Origin of the sequence: Paludibacter jiangxiensis (assembly GCF_001618385.1) — a bacterium.
Classification (GTDB): domain Bacteria; phylum Bacteroidota; class Bacteroidia; order Bacteroidales; family Paludibacteraceae; genus Microbacter; species Microbacter jiangxiensis.
Window position 1 is genome coordinate 286,830 of the sequence record NZ_BDCR01000001.1, and the last position, 22,286, is coordinate 309,115.

At 43.1% G+C, this 22,286-nt stretch carries 17 protein-coding genes; 10 read left to right on the plus strand and 7 right to left on the minus strand.

Features of this window, described 5'->3' with window-relative positions:
* Nucleotides 1–93 precede the first annotated feature (93 nt).
* The 3 genes from PJIAN_RS01060 (at nucleotide 94) to aroA (ending at nucleotide 5,231) form a co-directional block, all read left to right on the plus strand.
* Complete coding sequence (locus tag PJIAN_RS01060) at nucleotides 94–2,235, plus strand: peptidylprolyl isomerase (RefSeq protein WP_068701195.1); 2,142 nt, start codon at nucleotides 94–96, stop codon at nucleotides 2,233–2,235.
* Between the two features lie 315 nt (nucleotides 2,236–2,550).
* Entirely contained in the window at nucleotides 2,551–3,948 is a 1,398-nt protein-coding gene (locus PJIAN_RS01065; protein WP_068701197.1) for a DUF6242 domain-containing protein, read from the plus strand.
* A gap of 65 nt (nucleotides 3,949–4,013) precedes the next feature.
* Entirely contained in the window at nucleotides 4,014–5,231 is a 1,218-nt protein-coding gene (gene aroA / locus PJIAN_RS01070; RefSeq protein WP_068701199.1) for a 3-phosphoshikimate 1-carboxyvinyltransferase, read from the plus strand.
* A gap of 57 nt (nucleotides 5,232–5,288) precedes the next feature.
* Here the strand turns inward: aroA and gyrB are convergent, their stop codons facing one another.
* The 3 genes from gyrB to PJIAN_RS01085 all read right to left on the minus strand — a co-directional run bounded on the left by gyrB (nucleotide 5,289) and on the right by PJIAN_RS01085 (nucleotide 9,120).
* On the minus strand, nucleotides 5,289–7,247 hold the full coding sequence (gene gyrB / locus PJIAN_RS01075) for a DNA topoisomerase (ATP-hydrolyzing) subunit B (protein WP_068701201.1): 1,959 nt from the start codon (nucleotides 7,245–7,247) through the stop codon (nucleotides 5,289–5,291).
* Between the two features lie 175 nt (nucleotides 7,248–7,422).
* A complete protein-coding gene (locus PJIAN_RS01080) occupies nucleotides 7,423–7,842 on the minus strand; it encodes a SufE family protein (protein WP_068701203.1) in 420 nt (139 codons plus the stop codon).
* A gap of 54 nt (nucleotides 7,843–7,896) precedes the next feature.
* Nucleotides 7,897–9,120 (minus strand): aminotransferase class V-fold PLP-dependent enzyme, encoded by a 1,224-nt coding sequence (locus tag PJIAN_RS01085; protein WP_068701205.1) that lies wholly within the window; start codon nucleotides 9,118–9,120, stop codon nucleotides 7,897–7,899.
* 306 nt (nucleotides 9,121–9,426) lie between these two features.
* Between PJIAN_RS01085 and porD the strand changes: the two genes are divergently transcribed.
* The 4 genes from porD to PJIAN_RS01110 all read left to right on the plus strand — a co-directional run bounded on the left by porD (nucleotide 9,427) and on the right by PJIAN_RS01110 (nucleotide 13,132).
* Nucleotides 9,427–10,326, plus strand: a complete 900-nt coding sequence (gene porD, locus PJIAN_RS01095; protein ID WP_068701209.1) for a type IX secretion system protein PorD — start codon at nucleotides 9,427–9,429, stop codon at nucleotides 10,324–10,326.
* A gap of 18 nt (nucleotides 10,327–10,344) precedes the next feature.
* The gene (gene recN, locus PJIAN_RS01100; RefSeq protein ID WP_068701211.1) at nucleotides 10,345–12,006 is read left to right on the plus strand and encodes a DNA repair protein RecN; all 1,662 of its coding nucleotides are present in this window, start codon (nucleotides 10,345–10,347) and stop codon (nucleotides 12,004–12,006) included.
* A 68-nt stretch (nucleotides 12,007–12,074) separates the two neighbouring features.
* The gene (locus tag PJIAN_RS01105) at nucleotides 12,075–12,383 is read left to right on the plus strand and encodes a hypothetical protein (RefSeq protein ID WP_068701213.1); all 309 of its coding nucleotides are present in this window, start codon (nucleotides 12,075–12,077) and stop codon (nucleotides 12,381–12,383) included.
* 176 nt (nucleotides 12,384–12,559) lie between these two features.
* Nucleotides 12,560–13,132 carry a YceI family protein gene (locus PJIAN_RS01110; protein WP_068702652.1) on the plus strand — a complete coding sequence of 191 codons (573 nt, stop codon included), beginning with the start codon at nucleotides 12,560–12,562 and terminating at the stop codon, nucleotides 13,130–13,132.
* Nucleotides 13,133–13,202: 70 nt separating this feature from the next.
* Here PJIAN_RS01110 and PJIAN_RS01115 read toward each other — a convergent pair whose 3' ends face one another.
* Complete coding sequence (locus PJIAN_RS01115; RefSeq protein ID WP_068701215.1) at nucleotides 13,203–14,447, minus strand: DUF1015 domain-containing protein; 1,245 nt, start codon at nucleotides 14,445–14,447, stop codon at nucleotides 13,203–13,205.
* Nucleotides 14,448–14,705: 258 nt separating this feature from the next.
* On the opposite strand from PJIAN_RS01115, the gene rplU reads away from it, so the two are divergent.
* The 3 genes from rplU (at nucleotide 14,706) to serS (ending at nucleotide 16,818) form a co-directional block, all read left to right on the plus strand.
* A complete protein-coding gene (gene rplU, locus PJIAN_RS01120; protein ID WP_068701217.1) occupies nucleotides 14,706–15,020 on the plus strand; it encodes a 50S ribosomal protein L21 in 315 nt (104 codons plus the stop codon).
* A gap of 21 nt (nucleotides 15,021–15,041) precedes the next feature.
* Nucleotides 15,042–15,305 (plus strand): 50S ribosomal protein L27, encoded by a 264-nt coding sequence (gene rpmA, locus PJIAN_RS01125; protein ID WP_068701219.1) that lies wholly within the window; start codon nucleotides 15,042–15,044, stop codon nucleotides 15,303–15,305.
* A gap of 244 nt (nucleotides 15,306–15,549) precedes the next feature.
* The gene (serS, locus tag PJIAN_RS01130; protein WP_068701221.1) at nucleotides 15,550–16,818 is read left to right on the plus strand and encodes a serine--tRNA ligase; all 1,269 of its coding nucleotides are present in this window, start codon (nucleotides 15,550–15,552) and stop codon (nucleotides 16,816–16,818) included.
* A 637-nt stretch (nucleotides 16,819–17,455) separates the two neighbouring features.
* On the opposite strand, the gene PJIAN_RS01135 is transcribed toward serS, so the two are convergent.
* Genes PJIAN_RS01135 through PJIAN_RS01145 form a run of 3 tightly spaced genes read right to left on the minus strand, consistent with a single transcriptional unit; the run spans nucleotide 17,456 to nucleotide 22,229 of the window.
* Complete coding sequence (locus PJIAN_RS01135; protein ID WP_084252203.1) at nucleotides 17,456–18,004, minus strand: 3'-5' exonuclease; 549 nt, start codon at nucleotides 18,002–18,004, stop codon at nucleotides 17,456–17,458.
* Nucleotides 18,005–18,057: 53 nt separating this feature from the next.
* Entirely contained in the window at nucleotides 18,058–19,611 is a 1,554-nt protein-coding gene (locus tag PJIAN_RS01140; protein WP_172795548.1) for a S41 family peptidase, read from the minus strand.
* A gap of 41 nt (nucleotides 19,612–19,652) precedes the next feature.
* Nucleotides 19,653–22,229 (minus strand): lamin tail domain-containing protein, encoded by a 2,577-nt coding sequence (locus PJIAN_RS01145; RefSeq protein ID WP_068701227.1) that lies wholly within the window; start codon nucleotides 22,227–22,229, stop codon nucleotides 19,653–19,655.
* Between the last annotated feature and the right edge of the window lie 57 nt (nucleotides 22,230–22,286).

Here is a 22,286-nt window from a genome sequence, read left to right on the forward strand (position 1 = left end):
ACGTTCACATCCGCATTGCTACTGACTATAAAACAATTATCGGCCTTAAAATCATAATCAAAACAGAATCATATTTTTAACTGAAACAAATCAATGGCAACATTAGAGAAAATTAGAAGCAAAGGAGTATTCCTGTTGATAGTGGTTGGTTTAGCAATGTTTGCTTTCATTATCGGCGACTTTCTGAATTCAAGCAAAACCTATTTCGGCCAGCAAAAGCAAAAGATTGGGGTTGTTGACGGAGAAACTGTAAAGTATGCAGATTTCATGGAAGCTGTCGAACAATTATCAACAGTTTACAAAATTGAAACCGGTCAACAAAATAATGACGAAATGAGCGAACAGATTCGTCAACAGGTATGGGATAACAAAGTGACTGAAATCCTTTTGGGCAAACAAACTGAAAATGTGGGTATTGCGGTTTCTAAAGATGAATTAAAAGACTTAACCATTGGTAACCATATCAGTCCGATCATTTACAGCCGTCGTACTTTTACCGATCCTAAAACAGGTACTTTCAGCAAAGAAGCTCTTCTTGGCTTTCTGACTTCTCTGGATCAGGCTTCAAAAAGTAAAGACAAACAACATGCAGACGAAGTGAAAGAATACCAACAATATTGGTCATTCCTCGAAAACATGGTAAAACAAAATACTTTACAACAAAAGTACAACGCGTTACTTTCTAAAACTATTACAGCCAACTCGCTCGATGCTAAATTCGCATTTGAACGCAGCCAAACATCAGTAAATATGGTTTACACAATGCAACCTTATTTTACTGTACCCGACGGAGCTGTAAAAGTATCAGAAAGCGAAATCAGTGACCTTTACAAAAAACGCAAAGCTCTTTACAAACAAGAAGCTAATTTCGATCTTAAGTATGCTCAATTTGATGTAAAACCGTCAAAAGCAGACTACGCTGAAGTTGAAAAGAAAATCAACAGTCTGCAAAACGGATTTACTACCGCCACTGACATTAAAGGTTTCGTAAACTCTAACTCAGAAGAGAAATATATTGACATTGCTCTGACAAAGAAAGAAGTTCCTCCGTTCCTCCAGGATTTTGCTTTCGGTGGCAAAACCGGTGATGTTGTTGGTCCGAAAATTGAAGGAGATACCTACTACATGGCTAAAATTGTTGAAGGTGGTATCAGTGAACCTGACTCTGTAAAAATCCGTCACATTGTTCTTCCTGACAGCGAAAGCAAGCTGGCCGACAGTCTTGTTGCTGCAATCAAAGGTGGTGCTAAATTTGCCGACTTAGCTCAAAAATTCTCCAAGTTGCAACAAACTGCAGCAAACGGCGGTGAAATTGGTTGGGTACGCCAGATGAATCTTTTACAAAACGGATTCAAACAAGATCTCGTTACAAAACTTTTCAGAGGTGGTGTTAACGAAGTTATTCTTGACAAACAAACATCTTCTATCCAGATTCTTCAGGTTGAAGAAAAAACGTCAAGCATCAGCAAAGTAAAACTGGCTTTATTGGCACTGAAAGCTGTTCCCAGCGACCAGACAAGAGAAGCTGTTTACAATCAGGCTAAAGAATTTGCAGCAGCAGCAACCAGCACCGAAAAATTCGATCAGGCTGCCAAATCAAAAGGTATCACAGTTCGCCCTGCAAACGGAATAGACCCCAACGCTCCCCGCTTGGGTAACGTGAAGAATACCCGTACGGTTTTCCGTTGGGCAAACGATGCGAAAGCCGGCTCTACATCAGACGTATTTGAATGTGGCGAACGTAACGATGTTCTTATCGTAGCCAACCTGATTGCATCGCATCCGAAAGGATACCGCGATCTGAAAGATGTTTCAGCTGAATTGAAAGCCGAACTCATCAACGACAAGAAAGCTGAAGTGATCACCAAAAACATGAACTCAGCAATGGCTACAGCTAAAACTGTTCAAGCTTTGGCTGCTGCTTTGAAACAAAAAACAGACACCGCTTCGAACCTGAACTTCTTCAGTGCACAAGCCGGATCTCTTGGAATGGAACCTGCCGTTATCGGAGCTGCTTCTGCTTCTAAACCAAATCAGCTTTCAGCTCCTGTCAAAGGGAAAGCCGGTGTATTTGTTTTCAGTGTTGTAAGTGAACAAAAAAGAAACGATAAGTTTAACGCCAAGGCTCAGATTGACATGCTGAATTCCCGTTATGCTTATATGCTTCCTTACATGACACTGCAAGTTCTGAAAGACAAAGCAGACATAACAGATAACAGGATCAAGTTCTTCTAACTAATCCTCCCTACATAACAAAAAAAGGTTGCCAAACGGCAGCCTTTTTTTGTACGTGAATCTATCCTAAACAAGCTTCAACAGCGGTTAAAAAAGCCTGAATCTGACTAATTATCCTACAATATCAAAATTTGTTACTACATTTGCACTAATATAAAAAACTATCTGATAAGAATAGCCTTTAATACTTTTATTTGCCTGAATATCAGCCCGCAGACTTTAACATCCGATTAAAAGGATCATAACGAAGCAAAAGTAAAAGAAGCAAGTGCCGGCAAAAGGTTAAAAAATTTATTTCAAAAACCAATTTTCTTCATGAAACAGCTTAAATATTTGGTTATTTCTTTGTTCACCTTAGGATTGCTCGTATTTAACTCTTGCCTCAGTAACAGCGTCACAAATTACTCCGACGATGCCCGCGTCTACTCCTTTGGAATAAAGAGTGACAGCGTACCTGCATTTGCAAAAGCAAAATTTACTGTTGATCAAACAGGGGGTAGTGCATATAAAACCAACGGATTAATCTACAACGCCGACTCTCTCCCTTTCAAAACAAAACTGTACGGCCATTTCAGAGCCATACCTGTCATTTCCACCTACTCGTCGGCTGCTATGTTTTTCAACAAAAAAACCTACAAATCAGGCGACTCAATCGATTTCAGAACTAAACAGGTTTTATTAAATTATGCTGCAAATGGAACCGACACATTGTCATATTATGTAGATGTACGCGTTCACCAAGTAGAACCGGATTCCATCGCATGGCAATTACGGACATACCCTTCATATGGTTCTTCCGAGACAGAACAAAAGGCAGTCTATTGTAACGATCAGGTAATGTTGTTTCTGAATAACGGCAGCGCCATTAGCATGTACAGCACTACCGACGCAAAAAGCTGGAACGGAGGATCGACCATTTCAACCTTGCCGGCATCTGCTTCATTGCAAAACATGATCGTTCTCAACAATGTGATGTATGTGATTGGAGACGGACAAACCATCTATTCCAGCACAAACGGCACATCCTGGAACAAAATTACGATTTCATCGGCTAACCAGTTAAAATCACTGATCGCTGGTTATGACAACAAACTGTTTGCCGTTATGTACGACAGCAGCAACAATTACTACGTAGAAACATCCAGCGACGGAGCCAACTGGTCGGTACAATATCCGATAGCCAACATTGAACTGAATTATAACAACGGCAATAAATTTAACAGTTTCCCGATTTCTGACTTTGCAGCAACGACTTTCCAGCCTCAGACAGGAAGTCCAAAACTAATGCTAATCGGAGGTAAAGACAAAGCCGGAAGTACTGTAAACTCTGTCTACACTTACATGGCTGGCACCGGACAATGGATGGACTTCTCAACAGAAATCAAAGCCGACTCATTCCCTGCCAGCAAAAATGCTTCGTTGATTTGGTACGATAACCGCTTAATGCTTTGGGGTGGTACCAATGCTTCAGGCGCTATCGCAAAAGACACATTGCTTTGCTCTAAAACCGAGGGATACATATGGACAAGGCGTGATACACTGGTCAACTTCCCTAAAGTCCTTAATTACAAAACCAGAACTAAAGCTTCTGTTGTAGTCGATAAGTACAACCGAATATTTATGATCGGAGGTAAAGATGCCAACGGTAATTTTATCAAAGAAGCCTGGGTAGGGCGAAAAAACAAGTTAGGATTCGGTTTATCTGCTATGTAATTTACGCTCCGGATATTTATAATAAAAACTGTTCTTTCGGGAGCAGTTTTTTGTTTACGCACCACATGATTCAACTTTTTCCACCGACAACACAACCTGTTACAGGTTCAATAGGCCTGCCGGCTTCAAAAAGCATCAGCAACAGAGCACTGATCCTCTCAATGCTTAGTAAAAGTACGAAAGAGATCAGCCATTTGGCCGACTGCGACGACACGAAAGTAATGCTGGAAACCCTCAAACTGGACAAAAAAACTTTCGATATCGGAGCTGCCGGAACATCTATGCGATTCCTCACAGCTTATTTATCAAACCTACAGGGAAATTGGATCTTAACTGGCAGTGAACGCATGAAAAACCGCCCAATCGCCGTTCTAATTGATGCACTCAACCACCTTGGTGCCGACATCGAGTACATAGAAAAGGCAGGCTATCCCCCACTCCGCATATCAGGGAAAGCGTTACAAGGCGGCAAAATCAAACTTGCTGGTAATATCAGCAGTCAGTACATTTCAGCTTTACTGATGATTGCCCCGACGATGAAGAATGGCTTGGAAATGACTTTGGAAGGCAAAATCATCTCTATTCCTTACATCAGGATGACACTTCACATGATGGAGGAATTCGGTGTGTCTGCAAAATGGGAAGGACAAACCATCACAATCCCTCATCAGGAATACCGCCCAATAGCATTTCACGTTGAGTCAGACTGGTCTGCCGCATCGTACTGGTATGCCATTGCTGCACTTTCCAAAGGAAGTTCATTCAAACTATTGGGTCTAAAAAAGGAGAGCACTCAGGGAGATTCTCAGGTAGCAAAGATTTTCGAATCGTTGGGAATAAAAAGCGAATTCACTGCTGACGGCGTTGTTATTTCTTCTGTGGCCAATCCTGTTTCTAACTTCGTTTACGACTTTATCAATCAACCGGATCTTGCCCAAACGGTAGTAGTTTGCTGCTGTTTGCTTAATATCCCATTCTCTTTTTCAGGTTTACAAACGCTGAAGATTAAGGAAACGGATCGGATAGCCGCCTTAAAAAACGAAATGGTTAAGTTGGGTTATATACTCGAAGAACCGGAAGATGGCATGCTTGCATGGAACGGGCAACGCACCAACCCCGACTACGAACAAGCCATCTGCACCTATGAAGATCACCGCATGGCGATGGCTTTTGCGCCGGCTGCATTGATTCATCCAATCAAAATAGAACATCCAGAAGTAGTTTCCAAGTCTTACCCGGAATTCTGGTCAGACTTACAAAGCGTAGGTTTCTCTATCAAATAAAAAAACGAAGGCTGTCGATCGCAATGATGACAGCCTTCGTTCTTTTTCTATCTGTTCTTACGCGTCAATAGTAGCGTAAGTGGCATTTTCTTCAATAAACTGACGACGAGGGCCAACGTCGTCTCCCATTAGCATGGAGAAGATATGGTCTGCATCAGCGGCATTTTCGATGGTCACCTGACGCAGAGTACGGTTTTCCGGATTCATGGTGGTATCCCACAATTGTTCCGGGTTCATTTCTCCCAAACCTTTGTAACGCTGTACATGCACTGAGTTCTCGTTTCCATCTGCATATCTTTCGATAAAGGCAACGCGTTGTTGTTCGTTCCAGCAATACTCTTCTACCTTCCCTTTTTTGCAAAGATAGAGCGGCGGAGTGGCTATGTAAAGATGACCGCCCTCGATAAGCTCCTTCATGTGACGGAAGAAGAACGTCATAATAAGTGTGTCGATGTGGCTACCATCGACGTCGGCATCGGTCATCACAATAATCTTGTGGTAACGAAGCTTGGAGACATTCAACTGTTTGCTGTCGTCTTCGGTACCGATTGTAACGCCCAAAGCTGTGTAAATATTACGGATTTCTTCGCTTTCAAGCACTTTATGCTGCATTGCTTTCTCCACGTTCAGAATCTTACCACGAAGCGGCAGAATGGCCTGTGTGGTACGGTTACGGCCCTGTTTAGCCGACCCGCCTGCAGAGTCACCCTCCACGAGGAATATTTCGCAAACTTCAGGATGTTTTTCTGAGCAGTCGGCCAGTTTACCGGGCAAGCCTCCACCTGAAAGAGGGGATTTACGTTGCACCATTTCACGAGCCTTACGGGCAGCGTTACGGGCGGTTGCAGCCAAAATCACCTTCTCAACGATCATTTTGGCCTGTTTCGGGTTTTCCTCCAGGTAATTACCCAAAGCTTCACCCACAGCCTGATCGACAACACCCATTGTCTCGTTATTACCGAGCTTTGTTTTAGTCTGACCTTCGAATTGAGGTTCTGCTACTTTCACCGAAATGATAGCAGTAAGACCTTCACGAAAGTCATCTCCGCTGATTTCGAGTTTAACCTTTTCCAGCATTTTGCTGTCTTCGGCATATTTTTTCAGTGTACGTGTCAAACCACGACGGAAACCGGCTACGTGAGTGCCGCCTTCAATAGTGTGGATGTTGTTCACATACGAGTAAACATTTTCGTTATACGAAGTATTGTAAGTCAAAGCAATTTCTACCGGAGTACCGAATTTTTCTGTAGAAATATGAATCACCTTGTCAATCAGAGGTTCGCGTGAGGAGTCTACAAATTCTGCAAATTCTTCCAGTCCGCGTTCCGAATGAAAAACTTCCTTTTTAGGAGTTCCGTCTTCGTTCAACGTACGTAAATCTGTCAGAGAAATGGTAATACCGGCATTCAGGTAAGCCAGTTCACGCATACGGGCGGCAAGGATATCGTATTTATAAACGGTATCTGTAAAGATATCGCCATCGGGATGAAACTTCACCAACGTTCCGTTTTCAGTAGTTGTTCCGATCTCTTTTACCGGGAACTGCGGAGTTCCTCTTTGGTATTCCTGCATGTAAATTTTGCCTTCGCGGTATACCTCAACATGCAAAAGAGACGACAGAGCGTTCACACAGGATACACCTACCCCGTGAAGACCACCTGACACCTTGTAACTTCCTTTGTCGAACTTACCTCCGGCGTGCAGCACTGTCATTACGACTTCCAGTGCAGATTTTCCTTCTTTTTCGTGCATATCGACAGGAATACCACGTCCGTTATCTCTCACCGAGATAGAGTTATCTTCGTTGATAATAACATTGATGGTATCACAATAGCCGGCAAGCGCTTCGTCGATTGAGTTATCTACAACTTCATACACGAGGTGATGCAAACCTTTGATTCCGATATCGCCAATATACATGGCCGGGCGTTTACGAACTGCCTCAAGTCCTTCAAGGACCTGAATACTACTTGCTCCGTAATCATTGTTCCCGTTCAATTTTTGTTCTTCGGTCATATCTAAATTAAAATATTAGAAACACGTCATTCTTTTTCAAAAAGCAAACAAAGTTACTATTTATCATCCATATTAACAAGCAATTTAAAGCGCTTCAAAGCAAAAAATCGACAAAAAAAAGGGCATAAATGAAGCGATCCATTTATGCCCTTTTAAGAATAATTTTACAATTAATTTAAGACTTCGCCTTAAAGGCTAAAGCATACAGTTTTATCTGTTTCACCATCGACAGGAGGCCATTGGCGCGAGTGGGAGAAAGGTGTTCCTTTAACCCAATTTGATCTATAAAATAGAGTTCGGCCTCCAGAATCTCATCGGGTGTATGCCCCGACATCACACGGATAAGCAGAGAGATAATTCCTTTCACAATCACGGCATCGCTTTCGGCCGTAAACACTACCTTACCTTCTTGTTCTGCAGCATCGAGCCAAACCCGGCTCTGACAGCCTTCAATTAAATTCTGCGGTATTTTTGCTTTCTCATCAATAGGATCGAGCGAGTTTCCGAGATCAATCAGATAAGCATATTTATCCATCCAGTCGGAGAACTCGCTAAACTCTTCTATTACCCGATCTTGCGCTTCGTTTATTGTCATTATTTAAAGTTCAAAGTTAAAAATCTAAAGTTGAAAGCAGACAGAGTCAGCTTATTAAAACATTTTTTGTACCCGGTCGACAGCCGCCACCAGCGCATCAATTTCTTCTTTGGTATTATAAAAAGCGAACGAAGCTCTGATCGTTCCTTCAATGCCTAATGTGTGCATTAACGGCATGGCACAATGATGCCCGGTGCGCACCGCAATTCCAAGTTTGTCGAGCAGGGTTCCCATGTCGAAATGATGAATATCGCGCACAAGGAATGAGATGACACTTGCTTTTTCGGCTGCAGTTCCAAAAATGCGCATCCCGTCGATTTTCATCAACTGTTCGGTGGCATACTGCAACAACTGATGTTCGTAGTCTCCGATAGCTTTCAGACCAAACTTCTGCATATAGCGGATTGCCTCGCCCAACGCAACCGAACCGACATAATCAGGAGTTCCGGCTTCGAATTTAAACGGAAGTTCGGCATAAGTCGTTTTCTCGTAGGTGACAGTTGCGATCATCTCGCCACCACCGTGGTACGGAGGCAACTGCTCCAGCCATTTTTCCTTCCCGTACAACACGCCGATACCGTTAGGCCCGTACATTTTGTGTCCGGAAAAGACATAAAAATCGGCATCCAGAGCTTGTACGTCAACCGGCATATGCGAAACCGCCTGTGCTCCATCCACCAGCACCGGAATGTTGTGTGCATGTGCTTCGGCAATAATCTTTGCCACCGGATTTACAGTCCCCATTACATTAGAAATATGAGCAACGGAAACTAATTTTGTTTTTGGAGAAAGCAGTTTGGAGAAAGCCTCCATATCCAACTCGCCACGTTCATTGAAGGGTACAACTTTCAACACAATGCCTTTCCGGTCTCGCAGCAATTGCCAGGGAACGATATTGGCATGATGTTCCATGCCGGTAATCAGGATTTCGTCGCCTTCGTTGCAAAAGGTCTCTCCGAACGAAGTTGCGATAAGATTAATTGCCTCGGTTGTTCCACGGGTAAAAATAATTTCGCGCGACTCGGCAGCATTGATAAAAGCCTGTACCGTTTGGCGCGCCTCTTCGTGCGCTTCGGTTGCCACCTGACTCAGGTAATGAACTCCGCGGTGAATATTAGCGTTTTGGTTGTAATAAACCTTCTCGATCGCCTCCACCACACAACGGGGTTTCTGCGATGTGGCCGCATTGTCGAAATAGACCAACGGACGGTCGTAAACAGTGCGGGAAAGTATGGGAAAATCGGCCCGTATGGCCGCAATATCTAAAGTGGTATCCACGAGAAAATGTTTTATGGGTGATTGATTTTAAAACAAAACATTTCAGGTATCGAATTCAGGCAATAATTGAATCAAATGTTTCGTTATCCGTAAAAATTGGATAATGCAAAGATAGCTATTTAACCACAAAAACAGGATATTCAAACTGCAAAAACACATGTTCATAGCCAGATACTCAACCAAGGTATTTATTTTCGGTTTTTTTTTGAGTAATTTTGTGTCGCTTGAACACAAAATCAGGATACCGCAATCCAAACTGTTGCAAATGACAAAACAAGCATAAAACTTCAAGTAATTTCTATTTTCATGAAACAAATCATCCTTTCTTTCGTAGCTCTGATAATGACATTCAGCATTTCCGCACAAGAATTGAGATGTCGTGTTCAGGTAAATTCCAGCTTAATTCAGGGGACAAACAAGCAAATTTTCACGACACTTGAGAAAGAGCTGAATGAATTGATGAACAACCGAAAATGGAGCAATGCGACTTACACTTCCAACGAACGCATTGAATGTTCGCTCGTCATCACCATAAAAAACTACTCGGGCGGCGACAATTTTACCGGAGAATTACAAGTTCAGGCTCGTCGTCCGGTATACAACTCCACCTACTTTACGACATTATTCAATTTCAGGGATCAAAATTTCAATTTTAACTATATTGAATCACAACCTCTGGAAACAACTGAACGACAGACATCCAACAATTTGGTTGCCATGCTCTATTTTTATGGCTATGTCATTTTAGGCTATGATGCCGATTCATTTTCACGCTTAGGTGGTTCTCCTTTCTTTCATCGCGCCGAAGAGATTGCCAATGCAATGCAAAGCTCATCAGAAACAGGATGGAAAGCTTTTGAATCAGAACACAACCGCTACGCCCTGATTAATGGCATTCTGGACGAAAAACTGCGCCCCGTACGCGAACTTTACTATGACTACCACCGCCTGGGACTGGACATAATGGCCGAAAATGCAGATAATGGCCGGTCAAAAATAGCATCATCGCTCATGGTGCTTCGTCAGGCAAATAACGACCGTCTTTACAACATAGCCATAACATCTTTCCTTGACACGAAAATTGATGAAATCGCCGATATTTTCAGCAATGGGCAACCAAAGGAGAAAAGTGATGTCTATGCCTTGCTGTTGGACGTAGCTCCATCGATGCAAAAACGCTTTGAAAAAATTCAGAACGGAAAATAAACCCGCACAAGCCCGCAAATGATAACTTCGCTACACATAGAAAACTACGTACTGATTTCCAATCTTGACATACAGTTCCAATCCGGCTTTTCGGTTATTACCGGAGAAACCGGAGCCGGAAAGTCGATTATACTGGGCGCTCTGGGACTTATTCTTGGACAAAGAGCCGACTCTAAAACCATAAAGAATGGCGCCTCAAAATGCATCATTGAAGGGTCGTTTCGAATAGGCGATTATAACCTGCAGGAATTCTTCACACAAAATGATCTGGATTACGATAACGAATGTTTGATTCGCCGGGAAATATCCGGCAACGGGAAATCACGCTCATTTATCAACGACACTCCCGTTGGACTTCAACAGTTAAAAGAGCTGGGCGACAAACTGATAGACATTCATTCTCAGCACCAGAATTTACTGTTGTCAAACGACAGCTTTCAACTTCAGGTTGTAGACACAATCGCAAAAAGCAGTCAGGAATCAATCACATATCAAAAAAAATATTTCGACCACAAACGTTGCACACAGGAACTTTCGATACTCAAAGCATCTGCACTGCAACAAAAAGCCGAAAGTGATTTTCTGCAATTTCAGTTCAGTCAGCTCAATGAGGCTCAGCTTATGGCAGGTGAGCAGGAACAACAGGAACAGGAATTACAACTGCTTTCTCACGCAGAAGAAATCAAGACCGAATTATCAAAAGCCGCATACCTGATTGACGATGAAAATGGCTCCGCAATGCCACCACTCAAAGAAGCTTTGATGGCTTTGCGACACGCAGAAAAAATTTATCCGCAAAGTTCAGAATGGATGCAACGCCTCGACTCCTGCATCATAGAACTAAAAGATCTGGCTACAGAAATACACAAAACTCAGGAAAACATTGATGTAGATCCGGCAAAAGCGGAACAAATCAAACAACGGCTGGACTTACTATACACGTTGGAACAAAAACATCGGGTTGCTTCGGTAGAAGAGCTGATTGAACTGCGCGAAAAATTTGACGGGCAGTTGCAACAAATAGAATCTCTCGATGATAAAATTGAACATCTCGAAAAAGAAGCTACCAAACTTCACAACGAAATGCTGGAAGCCGGTGCGAAGCTGACTCAAAAGCGCAAGGCAGCATTTCCTCTGATTGAAAAACACCTGATTTCACAGCTCCGGCAACTCGGAATGCCTGAAATCCGGTTCGAAGTAAGACTCACTCCCCGTCTCGATTGGTCGGTAACCGGCAACGACGATATTCAATTTTATTTTTCGGCAAACAAAAACAGCCAATTGCAACCCGTTGCCCAAACCGCTTCCGGAGGTGAAATTTCACGCGTAATGATAAGTCTCAAATCGCTAATTGCCAGTGCAAAATCATTACCAACCATCATTTTCGACGAAATAGACATGGGCATTTCCGGCGAAGTGGCCAACTCTATGTCGCTCATAATGAAAACCCTGGGGACATATATGCAGGTAATAGCCATCACTCACTTACCCCAGATTGCAGCGCAAGGATCATCGCATTATAAGGTATTCAAAAGCAACCAAAACGATTCGACAGAAACCTCGATCAAACAACTAACGAATGAAGAACGAGTTACCGAGATTGCAGGGATGCTGAGCGGAAATTCGATATCTCAGGCTGCCATAGAAAACGCGAAACAACTTTTATCTGTTACAGCATAGCATTTTTTAGGGTAAAAGAGCATCAATCCGCGGAAAAGTAACTATTTTTGTACAAAACACAGGTGCTTATGAGGAAATGCTTTACCATTCTATTATTGTCATTTTTCCTGTTATCAACCAGCCATTTAGCTGCACAAACCACTACTTATCCTGACACACAGGAGCAAACTCAACGCATTGGAGTTGTGGTTTCTGAGAAAAAAATGACCGTGTTTAATGCCCCTTACAACACCTCATTAAAGGTTTTCAGCCTCGTAGGCGTGAAAGTCGCAGAGTTTAAGGTCACGTTAACACGACAGGATTTTTATCTGGATCTCCCAATTGGCTATTACATCGTCAAAGTTGGAGAACAGACGTTCAAAATCGCTATAAGATAAACAAAAAAGGATGCCGGTTGGCATCCTTTTTTTGTATCCCTTTATGAGTACGACCAAAAAGTACCACTTTTTTTCCTGTTGATATTACCACATCCGCCTTTGAGTATCGTAATTTTGCATCAAAGAAATTATTGTTGTTTCAGCTGAAAGTAACACAAGAACTAAAAATTACGATTATGAAAAAGATTGCTTTATCAATAGTTTTAGGCATGTTTGCCTTATTAGCTTCGGCGCAAACCTGGGTCTCGGATCCCGCTCACTCCCATTTAACCTTTGCCGTCAGTCACATGACCATCTCGGAAGTAACCGGCAATTTCACTCAGTTTGAAGTGAAAGTTACGGCAACAAAACCCGACCATAGCGACGCAAAAGTGGAGGTAACCGTTCAGGTTGCCAGTATCAACACCGACGTGGAAGCTCGTAACAACCACCTGAAGACAGCCGACTTTTTCGACGTGGCCACCTATCCGACAATGAACTTCAAAAGCACGTCGATTAAAAAAGTACAGGGAAACCATTACAAAATGGCAGGCAACCTCACCATGCACGGAGTAACCAAACCCATTGTACTGGATGTGTATTACAAAGGCACCGTCACCAATCCGATGAACAAAAAAGAGACATCCGGATTCTTGCTTAAAGGGAAGCTCAACCGTATGGATTACGGCGTCGGCCCGAAATTTCCGGCAGCGTTCGTTGGAACTGACATTACCATCTCCGGGAGCGTTGAATTTACAGAGAGTAAATAAAGTGTTTCGAGATTTAAACGACAAAAGGCAGCCTAAAGACTGCCTTTTGTCGTTTAAAGAAGTGCCGGAATTAATCCAGCTTATGAATTACCAGACCTGAACGCAATTTCGGTTCAAACCAGGTTGTTTTTGGAGGCATAATATTTCCGCTATCAGCAATATCGATCAATTGCTTCATCGAAACGGGATAAAGAGCCAACGCCACCTTCATTTCTCCGTTATCTACACGGCGTTTCAATTCACCCAGACCACGAATACCGCCCACAAAGTCAATGCGCTTGTCAGAACGAAGGTCTTTGATGCCGAGAATTTCGTCTAAAATCAGGTTCGACGAAATAGTTACGTCCAACACACCGATAGGGTCGTTATCGTTGTAAGTACCCGCCTTAGCTGTCAACGAGTACCATTTACCAGAAAGGTAAAGTGCAAAATTGTGTAAAGCTGTCGGTTTGTAAATGTCAGCACCTTTTTCTTCTACAACGAAATCTTTTCCCAAAGCCGACAAGAACTGTTCGTCTGTCAACCCGTTCAAATCTTTCACTACACGATTGTAGTCGATAATATTCAGCTGGTTATCCGGGAAACAAACAGCAAGGAAGTAATTGTATTCTTCGTCGCCGTTGTGATTTGGATTTTGTTTGCGTTTTTCGTCACCCACCAAAGCAGCAGCTGCGCTACGGTGATGACCATCAGCAATATACATAGCCGGAATAGACGCAAAAATCTCGGTAATGCGACTGATGGTAGCATCGTCATTAATCACCCAGAAATGATGACCAAAACCATCGGGAGCCACAAAATCATATTCGGGCGCGTTTTTGGTAACATTACTAACAATAGCATCCAATTCAGCCTGATGCGGATAGGCAAAAAATACCGGTTCGATGTTGGCATTATTCACGCGGACGTGTTTCATGCGGTCTTCTTCCTTGTCGCGACGTGTCAGTTCATGTTTTTTGATGTTGCCTTTCATGTAGTCTTCTACGGCAGCTGCCACGCAAAGTCCGTACTGAGTGCGACCGTTCATTGTTTGTGCATATACATAATAACGATCTTTATCATCCTGCACCAGCCAGCCCTCTTTCTGAAACTTATTAAAGTTTTCGACTGCTTTGGCATACACTTTTTCGTCGTGTTCGTCAGTACCGACCGGGAAATCAATTTCCGGCTTAATGATATGATAAAGCGATTTCTGGTTATCCCCGGCTTCAGCACGGGCTTCTTCGGAGTTCAACACATCATAGGGACGCGAAGCTACCTGTTCCACTAATTCTTTCGGTGGACGCACGCCCCGAAACGGTTTTATTATTGCCATAATCAAGTATAAATTTGGGTTTTCAAAGGAGTAGCAAAGGTAGCTACTTTTCCCGACTTATTAAAGCAAAAGCAGGCGATGTTTACTCCTCATTATCAAAGAAGAAAGCCACAATAAAAATTTACCGAACTCTTTGGTTTGAAAGAAAAAAATGATTACTTTTGCATCCTGATTTTCCGAAGGGGTCTTTAGAAAGTAGCGCTGTTGCAGAGAAGCCGCATCTCACCTCCCGGATGTAATTGAAAAACAATTTATTACATGTACGCAATTGTTGAAATTTTAGGACAACAGTTCAAGGTGGAAGCCGGACAAAAACTGTTTGTTCATCGCATGCAGGAAGCCGAAGCTGGCTCGCAGATCGAATTTGAAAAAGTCTTATTGGTAGACAAAGACGGTGCTGTTACCGTTGGTGCTCCAGTTGTTGAAGGTGCTAAAATCGTAGCCGAAGTAAAAGGCCACGTAAAAGGCGACAAAGTTCTTGTTTTCAAAAAGAAAAGAAGAAACGACTATCAGAAAATGAATGGTCACCGTCAGTACTTCACTGAACTGTTTGTAAAAGAAATCGTAGCATAAACTCATTAAAACTTAACAATAATGGCACATAAAAAAGGCGTCGGTAGTTCCAAGAACGGTCGCGAATCGGAAAGTAAACGACTTGGAGTGAAAATCTTTGGCGGCCAGTTTGCTAAGGCAGGCAACATCATCGTTCGTCAACGTGGCACTGTTCACAACCCTGGCGAAAACGTTGGTTTAGGCAAAGACCACACACTGTTTGCTTTGGTTACAGGCAAAGTTGTTTTCCGCAAAAGAAAAGACAACAAATCTTTTGTATCTGTAGAACCGGTTGCTGAAGCGTAAGCCCAGGCACTGCAAAACAATATAAAACCTCCCCGTTCGATGGAACGCGGGAGGTTTTTTTGTTATTTCTCCGCCAAAACACCAAAAGACACATCAAGGAACCGACACCGCTACCAAACCTGTCTTTTGATTGCGTTTTAATTTAAATCCATTTCAATAAACAGCGGATAAATCGTACCTTTGTTCCTCTGCTAAACACAGAGAAAATATTTCAATTGAAAATTGTAAATTATAAATATACAACATGTTAACGCTAAAATTCATCACCGAAAACAAAGAAGAGGTGATTCGCCGGTTGGCAAAAAAACATTTTGATGGCGCCGAAATCATCGGGCAAGTTGTAGAACTGGATGCAAAACGCCGTAGTGTGCAAGCATCGCTGGATGCCGAATCCGCCGAAATGAACGCTCTTTCGAAAGCTATCGGAGAACTTTTCAAACAAGGCAAACAGGCAGAAGCATCTGAAGCAAAAGCTAAAACTGCCGAGCTGAAAGAGGCTATCAAAGCTCAATCGACCGAATTGGATGCCATCGAAAAACAGTTGATCGACATTTTGGTAACCATCCCGAATCTTCCTCACGAGTCGGTGCCCGAAGGACGCGTTGCCGAAGACAACGTGGTGGAAAAAATGGGCGGTACTATACCTGAACTCCCCGAAGATGCCCTTCCCCACTGGGAATTGGCCAAAAAATACGACCTGATTGATTTTGAACTAGGCGTAAAAATAACCGGAGCAGGCTTCCCTGTTTACAAAGGTAAAGGAGCCCGTTTGCAACGCGCTTTGATCAACTTCTTTCTCGACAATGCACGTGACGCCGGCTATTTGGAAATACAACCTCCTTACGTGGTAAATCAGGCTTCCGGCTACGGAACAGGCCAGTTGCCCGACAAGGAAGGCCAGATGTATCACGCCAATCTGGACGATCTTTACCTGATTCCTACAGCAGAAGTTCCCGTCACCAACATTTACCGTGATGTAATTTTACAGGAAAGCGAACTGCCCGTCAAAAACACTGCTTATTCGGCCTGTTTCCGTCGCGAAGCCGGTTCGTATGGCAAGGACGTGCGCGGATTGAACCGCCTTCACCAGTTCGACAAAGTAGAAATCGTTCGCATCGACAAACCGGAACACTCCTACGATTCATTGAAAGAGATGGTTGCTTACGTTCAAACATTAGTGGACAAGCTGGAACTTCCCTGGCGCATCCTGCGCCTTTGCGGTGGCGACATGAGCTTTACTTCTGCACTTACATTTGACTTCGAAGTATTTTCTGCCGCTCAAAAACGCTGGTTGGAAGTAAGTTCGGTATCCAATTTCGAAAGCTATCAGGCAAACCGTCTGAAATGCCGTTACAAAGGTGAAGATAAAAAGGCTCAGCTTTGTCACACATTGAACGGAAGCGCTTTGGCTCTGCCGCGTATCGTAGCAGCATTACTCGAAAACAACCAAACACCCGAAGGTATTCGCATACCGAAAGCTTTGGCTCCCTACACCGGATTTGAAATGATCTAAGACAACTTTTCCAAGAAAAAACGTCCAACCGCTCTTCCCACAAGGAGCGGTTTTTCTTTTAAATTGAAAATAAAAAGGTAATAATAATTTCAATTTAAAACACAAAGCGTTAATTTAATTGAATACACATCAATTTTTACCAAAACAACCCGTTTTATCAGTTTATTCTTTTTATCTTTGTTGTGCAAACATTCAGACAAGGACTGGAGCACACACAACACAACAACAGGCTTAACCAACCTGCTATTTTCAGCCCGCTTATTTGTCCTCCAAAAGAGAAATTCGGTTTGCATCCTGATGAAAGGATAAGACAACTAACCATTCGACAAACGACGGCAAAAAGTTAACTTGCCGTTATCTTTTCTTTTGTGCCAACATCTCTGACTGATGTGTCAGAGCAAATTATCATCCCAATGATATACACTTAGGCATATATTCTTACCTAATAAAATATAAACGCTCATGAGTATGCAAAGCATCTCATTTTTTCTCAATTATTCACTTTTAAGTTACAGAGCGACGTGAGGTCGCTTTGTAACTACAACACCACCCTGCTGATGTTTCAGAACATCCTCAAGCCCCGTTTACCCTTAGAAAACAATAGCAAAACGCAGCTCCTTAATAGCCGATAAGATTTTTATAGTGCTTTCAATTTCAACCCGGACCGAGCTAACAAACTCTCCAACGAAGGTGTAACCATTTCTTCTCCGGCTTTCAGCACTAATTTTGCACACGCTTCGGCATCTGCTCCCGCACGGTGATGACGAAACCGGATATCAAACATATCGCACAAGCTGTTTAATTTATAAGATGGTAGGCCCTTCCAGGTTTTCTTCGACAAGGATACACTGCAAACGTAATCGCTATGCGGAATTGCCAAATCATAATGGCGCAGCGAAGCTCGTAACACTCCCATATCAAAAGCCGCATTATGAGCCACCAGAACCGTATCTTCCAACCAGGGACGCAATTCGCCCCACATCTCCTCAAATGTTGCTTCAAACTGCAGATTGGAAGATGAAATTCCGTGCACTTTTTGACACCACGGGTTCATATATGGAAAACACGCAGGCTTAATAAGCCGTGAAAAGGTCTTCGTAATTTCACCGTCTTCTATACGGCACAATCCTATCTCACAAGGAAACTGCGCATGTGCCGTTTCAAAATCTATTGCTGTAAAAGTCATTATATATTGATATTCTGAATTTTAATTCACTAACGTGCAGATGTATTTTTTCATCACTTTCCCTGTTTGTCGAGATTATCCATCACCCATTTTAACTCAGGATCTGTGCTTTTTAATCGGTCATCGAGTGTCGGAACAACCGGTACATCAGGCATAACACCTCTGCCATCAGGATTAAATACATAAGGAGTCACAACCTCAAGAAGCCCGAACGACATTTTCAGTTTGCTTCCGGGAAGTGTAAACGAAGGCATTTGACCGGCAACACAACCATTATAAGCTCCTCCGGTTTCCTCGCCAACAAATATAGCCCGGCCGGAACCTTTCAGATTGGCAGAGATAATAGATGATGCCGAAAAACTACATCCGTTAATCAGCACGTATACTTTTCCCTTGAAACGATTTGCTTTAGGATGTTTCTGCCAAATAGGAGGATAGTAAAAATAGTAGCGACCATCCGCTTTTTTATGCGTTATAAGTGTAGTAAACGTGTTATAAACCAGCCAACCGGGAGTTCCAAGAACGCGCAGCGCAAATTGCGATGGAGAGGAAGCATTGAAATAGTCGTCATGCCACAAACTGGTTTTTGAGGTAACCACCGCAGGTTTCACGAAACGGAAGTTATTTTCAGCCAGATATGAATACAGACATTGAATATCAGAAAGGTCTCCGCCTGTATTATCACGCAAATCCAACACCAGTGCACGAGTCTGAACCGAATCAATCTTTCGGAAATTATCAGCATAAAAACGCTTGTACTTTCCTTTCACAAAATCCTTCACAGTAAGCACGGCAACACTACTATCCTGTCCCATAAAACGCAGGTTCTTACTGAACTCTCCGGTCAACGCATCATATCCCTGCACCTTTTTCTGATGTTCAAACACTCTCTTTTTCTGCTTTTCCGCATCAGAAGGCGAAGACAAAGGCTTCTCCTGCTTTTTCTTCTGCCGCTCCGGAGGCTTGAGCCACACAGACCGAACAACACCACCATTACTCACCTTGCAAAGCACACTATCTCTCACTCCTGTTTCGTAATAAAAGTATGATGCAAATTTCTTATTAAAAAGGCGATCGTGAAAAGTCGTATTAAAACCGTCGGAGGCAAATGTAGGTGCATATTTAGCAAACAGCTGCTGCGGAGTAATACTGTCGAGCGACAAGATTTCGGACCCTGGCTTCAAAGTCGAATCGGAAGCTGTTGTTTTCAATAAATAAAGCCGGTGATCCACCCATCCCAGATGCAGTTTCATTACCGGAGAAGCACCGTTTTTCCGCGCTTTGACCATCTCTTGTTTCGTTAAACGCCGTGTCAAAGGAAAAATTCGTGTATGTCCCTGACGAACGGATGCAACCACAGGGCTTATCCGAAAAAAGAATTCATTGCTGGTCATCGGCGACGCGATGGAAGTTTTCAGACTATCGAATTTACGATCCAGCTCCTGCTTACTTATATATCTGTATAATGACGGGTGAAGTTTTTCCAGCTTGTGATGCACAAAATCGACGTCCGACCTCAACGCTTTCACACTTTTAGGCGTACGAAGCTGCCTATTAAAAGTTTCGACCGACACACAACCACACATCACAACAATAAAAGAAAGCAAAACAACCCCAATTCTCATCCCCTAAATTCCTATAAGTTTATTTATTTTACGGCAACAACACAGACAATCTTTGCCTTTTGCCGCTTACCTTTGAGAGGCAAAACCGCATCTACATATACAACATAAACGCCGGCATTGGCAAGTTTACCTGCATCCGTCAATCCATTCCAAACCAGAACACCTTCACCTCCCAGCAATGCATTGTTGGCAATCTGCCTCACCCGGCGACCCATGGCATCGTAAATCGTCACCGTGGCAGAATAGCCGTTATCCGGCATTTTATATCGTAGCAAAAGCATATCCTCCAGACCATCATTATCCGGCGTAAAGGACTCATTATCGAGCCAAAAATACTTTACCACAGTTGCACTGTCTGACATTTGCCGAAACTGTGAGTTCTTGTAACCAGGCGTAGCATATCCGGCATCAGAAGCGCAGGAGTGCCAATTATCCGGATTATTACTCGCCCAATCGTGATTTACCCGTTCAAACGACACTCCGGCAGGATCTTTAATCGTCACATCGTGCCGTTTTTCATCGTAACTCACAGAGTCAATCACAGCGCCTGCACGATTGACCAGCATCACATTGCCCGACACATTAGGCAACGACACAAAATTACTCATTTCGTTCCACTTGCTCTCTGTTTTACAATCATAAAAATCATTCACTCCTTTTTGTGAATCCGTTAATATCAAATAATCTCCCGGCAAGATTTGCCGCCCCTGAGGCGCAATTGGAGAACCGACATCCAGTCTACCGTCTGACTTGATCCGGTTTAGCCAGAGATTTTTCAATTCTATAACTTTTTGCGAACGATTGTACAACTCAACAAAAGTGACACCTCCGCTTTTAGGGTGAGACAACACTTCATTAATCACCAAATCATTATATTCGCAACTATCCGGCACTCCAAACATTATCTTTTCGTCCAGAAGATTTTGATTTACATCTCTTAGGTGGCTCAACTGCAACTGATATAAAGAACCGGTTTTGGCAGCTGGCGATAACGCCAACCGCACCCATTTGCCCTGAGGAAAATCTGCCTTGGCCGACTTCATCTCTAAGCCACTCCCCAAAACATAATGAGACAACACCGACAAATCGGACAACAACATTGATTTATTAAAAACAACAAGCAATGTATCGGGCACAATGTAAGAAACCGCCACCACATGCGGATCAACATTATCTTTTACAATGGCAACCGAAGAATTCTTTCGTCCGGGAGTACCTCCTGAAGCATCCGATGATGCAACCCAGTTGAATGATGCCCCACTCATATTTTCACTGTCCATACACTCAATAGACCAGCCGCCAGAGGCTTTGAAATCACTTTTATACCAACTACCGCTATAATTCACGAACGAGATCAGAGAATCTTTTTCATTGGTAAGGTAGAGTAATTGCCCCGTGGCCGAAAGTGATGGGAAGCTGCTCATTGTGGCCGTAGCGCCATAGGACGACATGACCGGCACAGACGCGGAAGCGCACAATAAAAGGTAACCGTTTGCCGGAATTTTACCTCCGGAAATTTTATACGGCTTATCGCCATAATAGAGTTTCCAGCCTGAAAGATCGACCGGAAAAGCCTTTCTATTGTAGAGTTCTATATATTCCGCTTCAGGCAATCCTACTTTCGGAGAAGGATCGCACATAATCTCATTAAAAACAATGTCGCCAAACGTGGTAGGGAAAAGGCCGAATGACAACTCGCTTTTTGGAAGGAAATTGCCGGCAACATCCACGATTTTATCCAGAGTTACCGCGAAGGTTTGATAACGAGGAATCGGTTTATCGAACAGAAAAGTAAGCGTATCGCCCGAAAAGCACTGAGCATAGCTTCCCAATGACGCAGGAACAGTAACAGCGGCACCTGACAACGATACAGGCTCTGAAAACACCACCTTCAATTTTCGATCTCCCACAAGCTGATACGACACAATAGAAGGCGGCACAGTATCAAGCACAGCAGAACCGGTCACAGCAAAATCATCAAACACAAACTTCTGACTGTTCGTTGAGGAGTATTTACAGTAGATTCCGGAGAAGCTGCTTTTATCAAACGCTGCATCATGCGCAGTCCCTTCAAGCACAAACACGCTTTCCGATGGCAATTTCGAATAGAGAGCCCAGTTACCGGCGGCATCACGCGTCACCCGGATCGTAATTTCGGTCACACTCCCGGAAGTCGGAAGTCGCTTGCTAACCCCGGCCACCAGCTTCGTTTTTGTCGTCCCCGACTGCCTGTACAATGCCACTTCTTTATTGGTGCTGCCAACCATCACATAATAACCGTTTAAAGCTTTGGACAGATCACTGCTATTAGCGACCAAATAATAATTCACATAATTACCACTTGTCAGCAACAATCCTGCTTTCATGTAGAATTGCCATGAAGCATTATAGATTGCACCCGACGAGGTAGACAAATAAGCTGATGAACTTGCCGCAGGAGCCTTCAACTGAAGTTGTTGAGAAGAAGACACCACAAATTTATCTGCTGTACCGATCCATGATGGATTAGAAGCAAATTCCCCGTCCGAAAAATCATCTTTATATTGTCCGAACGAATAAACCGTAAGCCAGAGAAGTGAAAAAGTAATAATCTTTCGCATAAAACAGTGTTATTTGAGTAAAATAGAGTAATTTTGCACAGAATTTCGGGTAGTGTG

Excerpts from the sequence above, each read along its gene's own strand:
- PJIAN_RS01060 (WP_068701195.1), top strand. The coding sequence starts at position 94 with ATGGCAACATTAGAGAAAATTAGAAGCAAAGGAGTATTCCTGTTGATA.
- PJIAN_RS01065 (WP_068701197.1), top strand. The coding sequence starts at position 2,551 with ATGAAACAGCTTAAATATTTGGTTATTTCTTTGTTCACCTTAGGATTG.
- aroA (WP_068701199.1), top strand. The coding sequence starts at position 4,014 with ATGATTCAACTTTTTCCACCGACAACACAACCTGTTACAGGTTCAATA.
- gyrB (WP_068701201.1), bottom strand. The coding sequence starts at position 7,247 with ATGACCGAAGAACAAAAATTGAACGGGAACAATGATTACGGAGCAAGT.
- PJIAN_RS01080 (WP_068701203.1), bottom strand. The coding sequence starts at position 7,842 with ATGACAATAAACGAAGCGCAAGATCGGGTAATAGAAGAGTTTAGCGAG.
- porD (WP_068701209.1), top strand. The coding sequence starts at position 9,427 with ATGAAACAAATCATCCTTTCTTTCGTAGCTCTGATAATGACATTCAGC.
- recN (WP_068701211.1), top strand. The coding sequence starts at position 10,345 with ATGATAACTTCGCTACACATAGAAAACTACGTACTGATTTCCAATCTT.
- PJIAN_RS01105 (WP_068701213.1), top strand. The coding sequence starts at position 12,075 with ATGAGGAAATGCTTTACCATTCTATTATTGTCATTTTTCCTGTTATCA.
- PJIAN_RS01110 (WP_068702652.1), top strand. The coding sequence starts at position 12,560 with ATGAAAAAGATTGCTTTATCAATAGTTTTAGGCATGTTTGCCTTATTA.
- PJIAN_RS01115 (WP_068701215.1), bottom strand. The coding sequence starts at position 14,447 with ATGGCAATAATAAAACCGTTTCGGGGCGTGCGTCCACCGAAAGAATTA.
- rplU (WP_068701217.1), top strand. The coding sequence starts at position 14,706 with ATGTACGCAATTGTTGAAATTTTAGGACAACAGTTCAAGGTGGAAGCC.
- rpmA (WP_068701219.1), top strand. The coding sequence starts at position 15,042 with ATGGCACATAAAAAAGGCGTCGGTAGTTCCAAGAACGGTCGCGAATCG.
- serS (WP_068701221.1), top strand. The coding sequence starts at position 15,550 with ATGTTAACGCTAAAATTCATCACCGAAAACAAAGAAGAGGTGATTCGC.
- PJIAN_RS01135 (WP_084252203.1), bottom strand. The coding sequence starts at position 18,004 with ATGACTTTTACAGCAATAGATTTTGAAACGGCACATGCGCAGTTTCCT.
- PJIAN_RS01145 (WP_068701227.1), bottom strand. The coding sequence starts at position 22,229 with ATGCGAAAGATTATTACTTTTTCACTTCTCTGGCTTACGGTTTATTCG.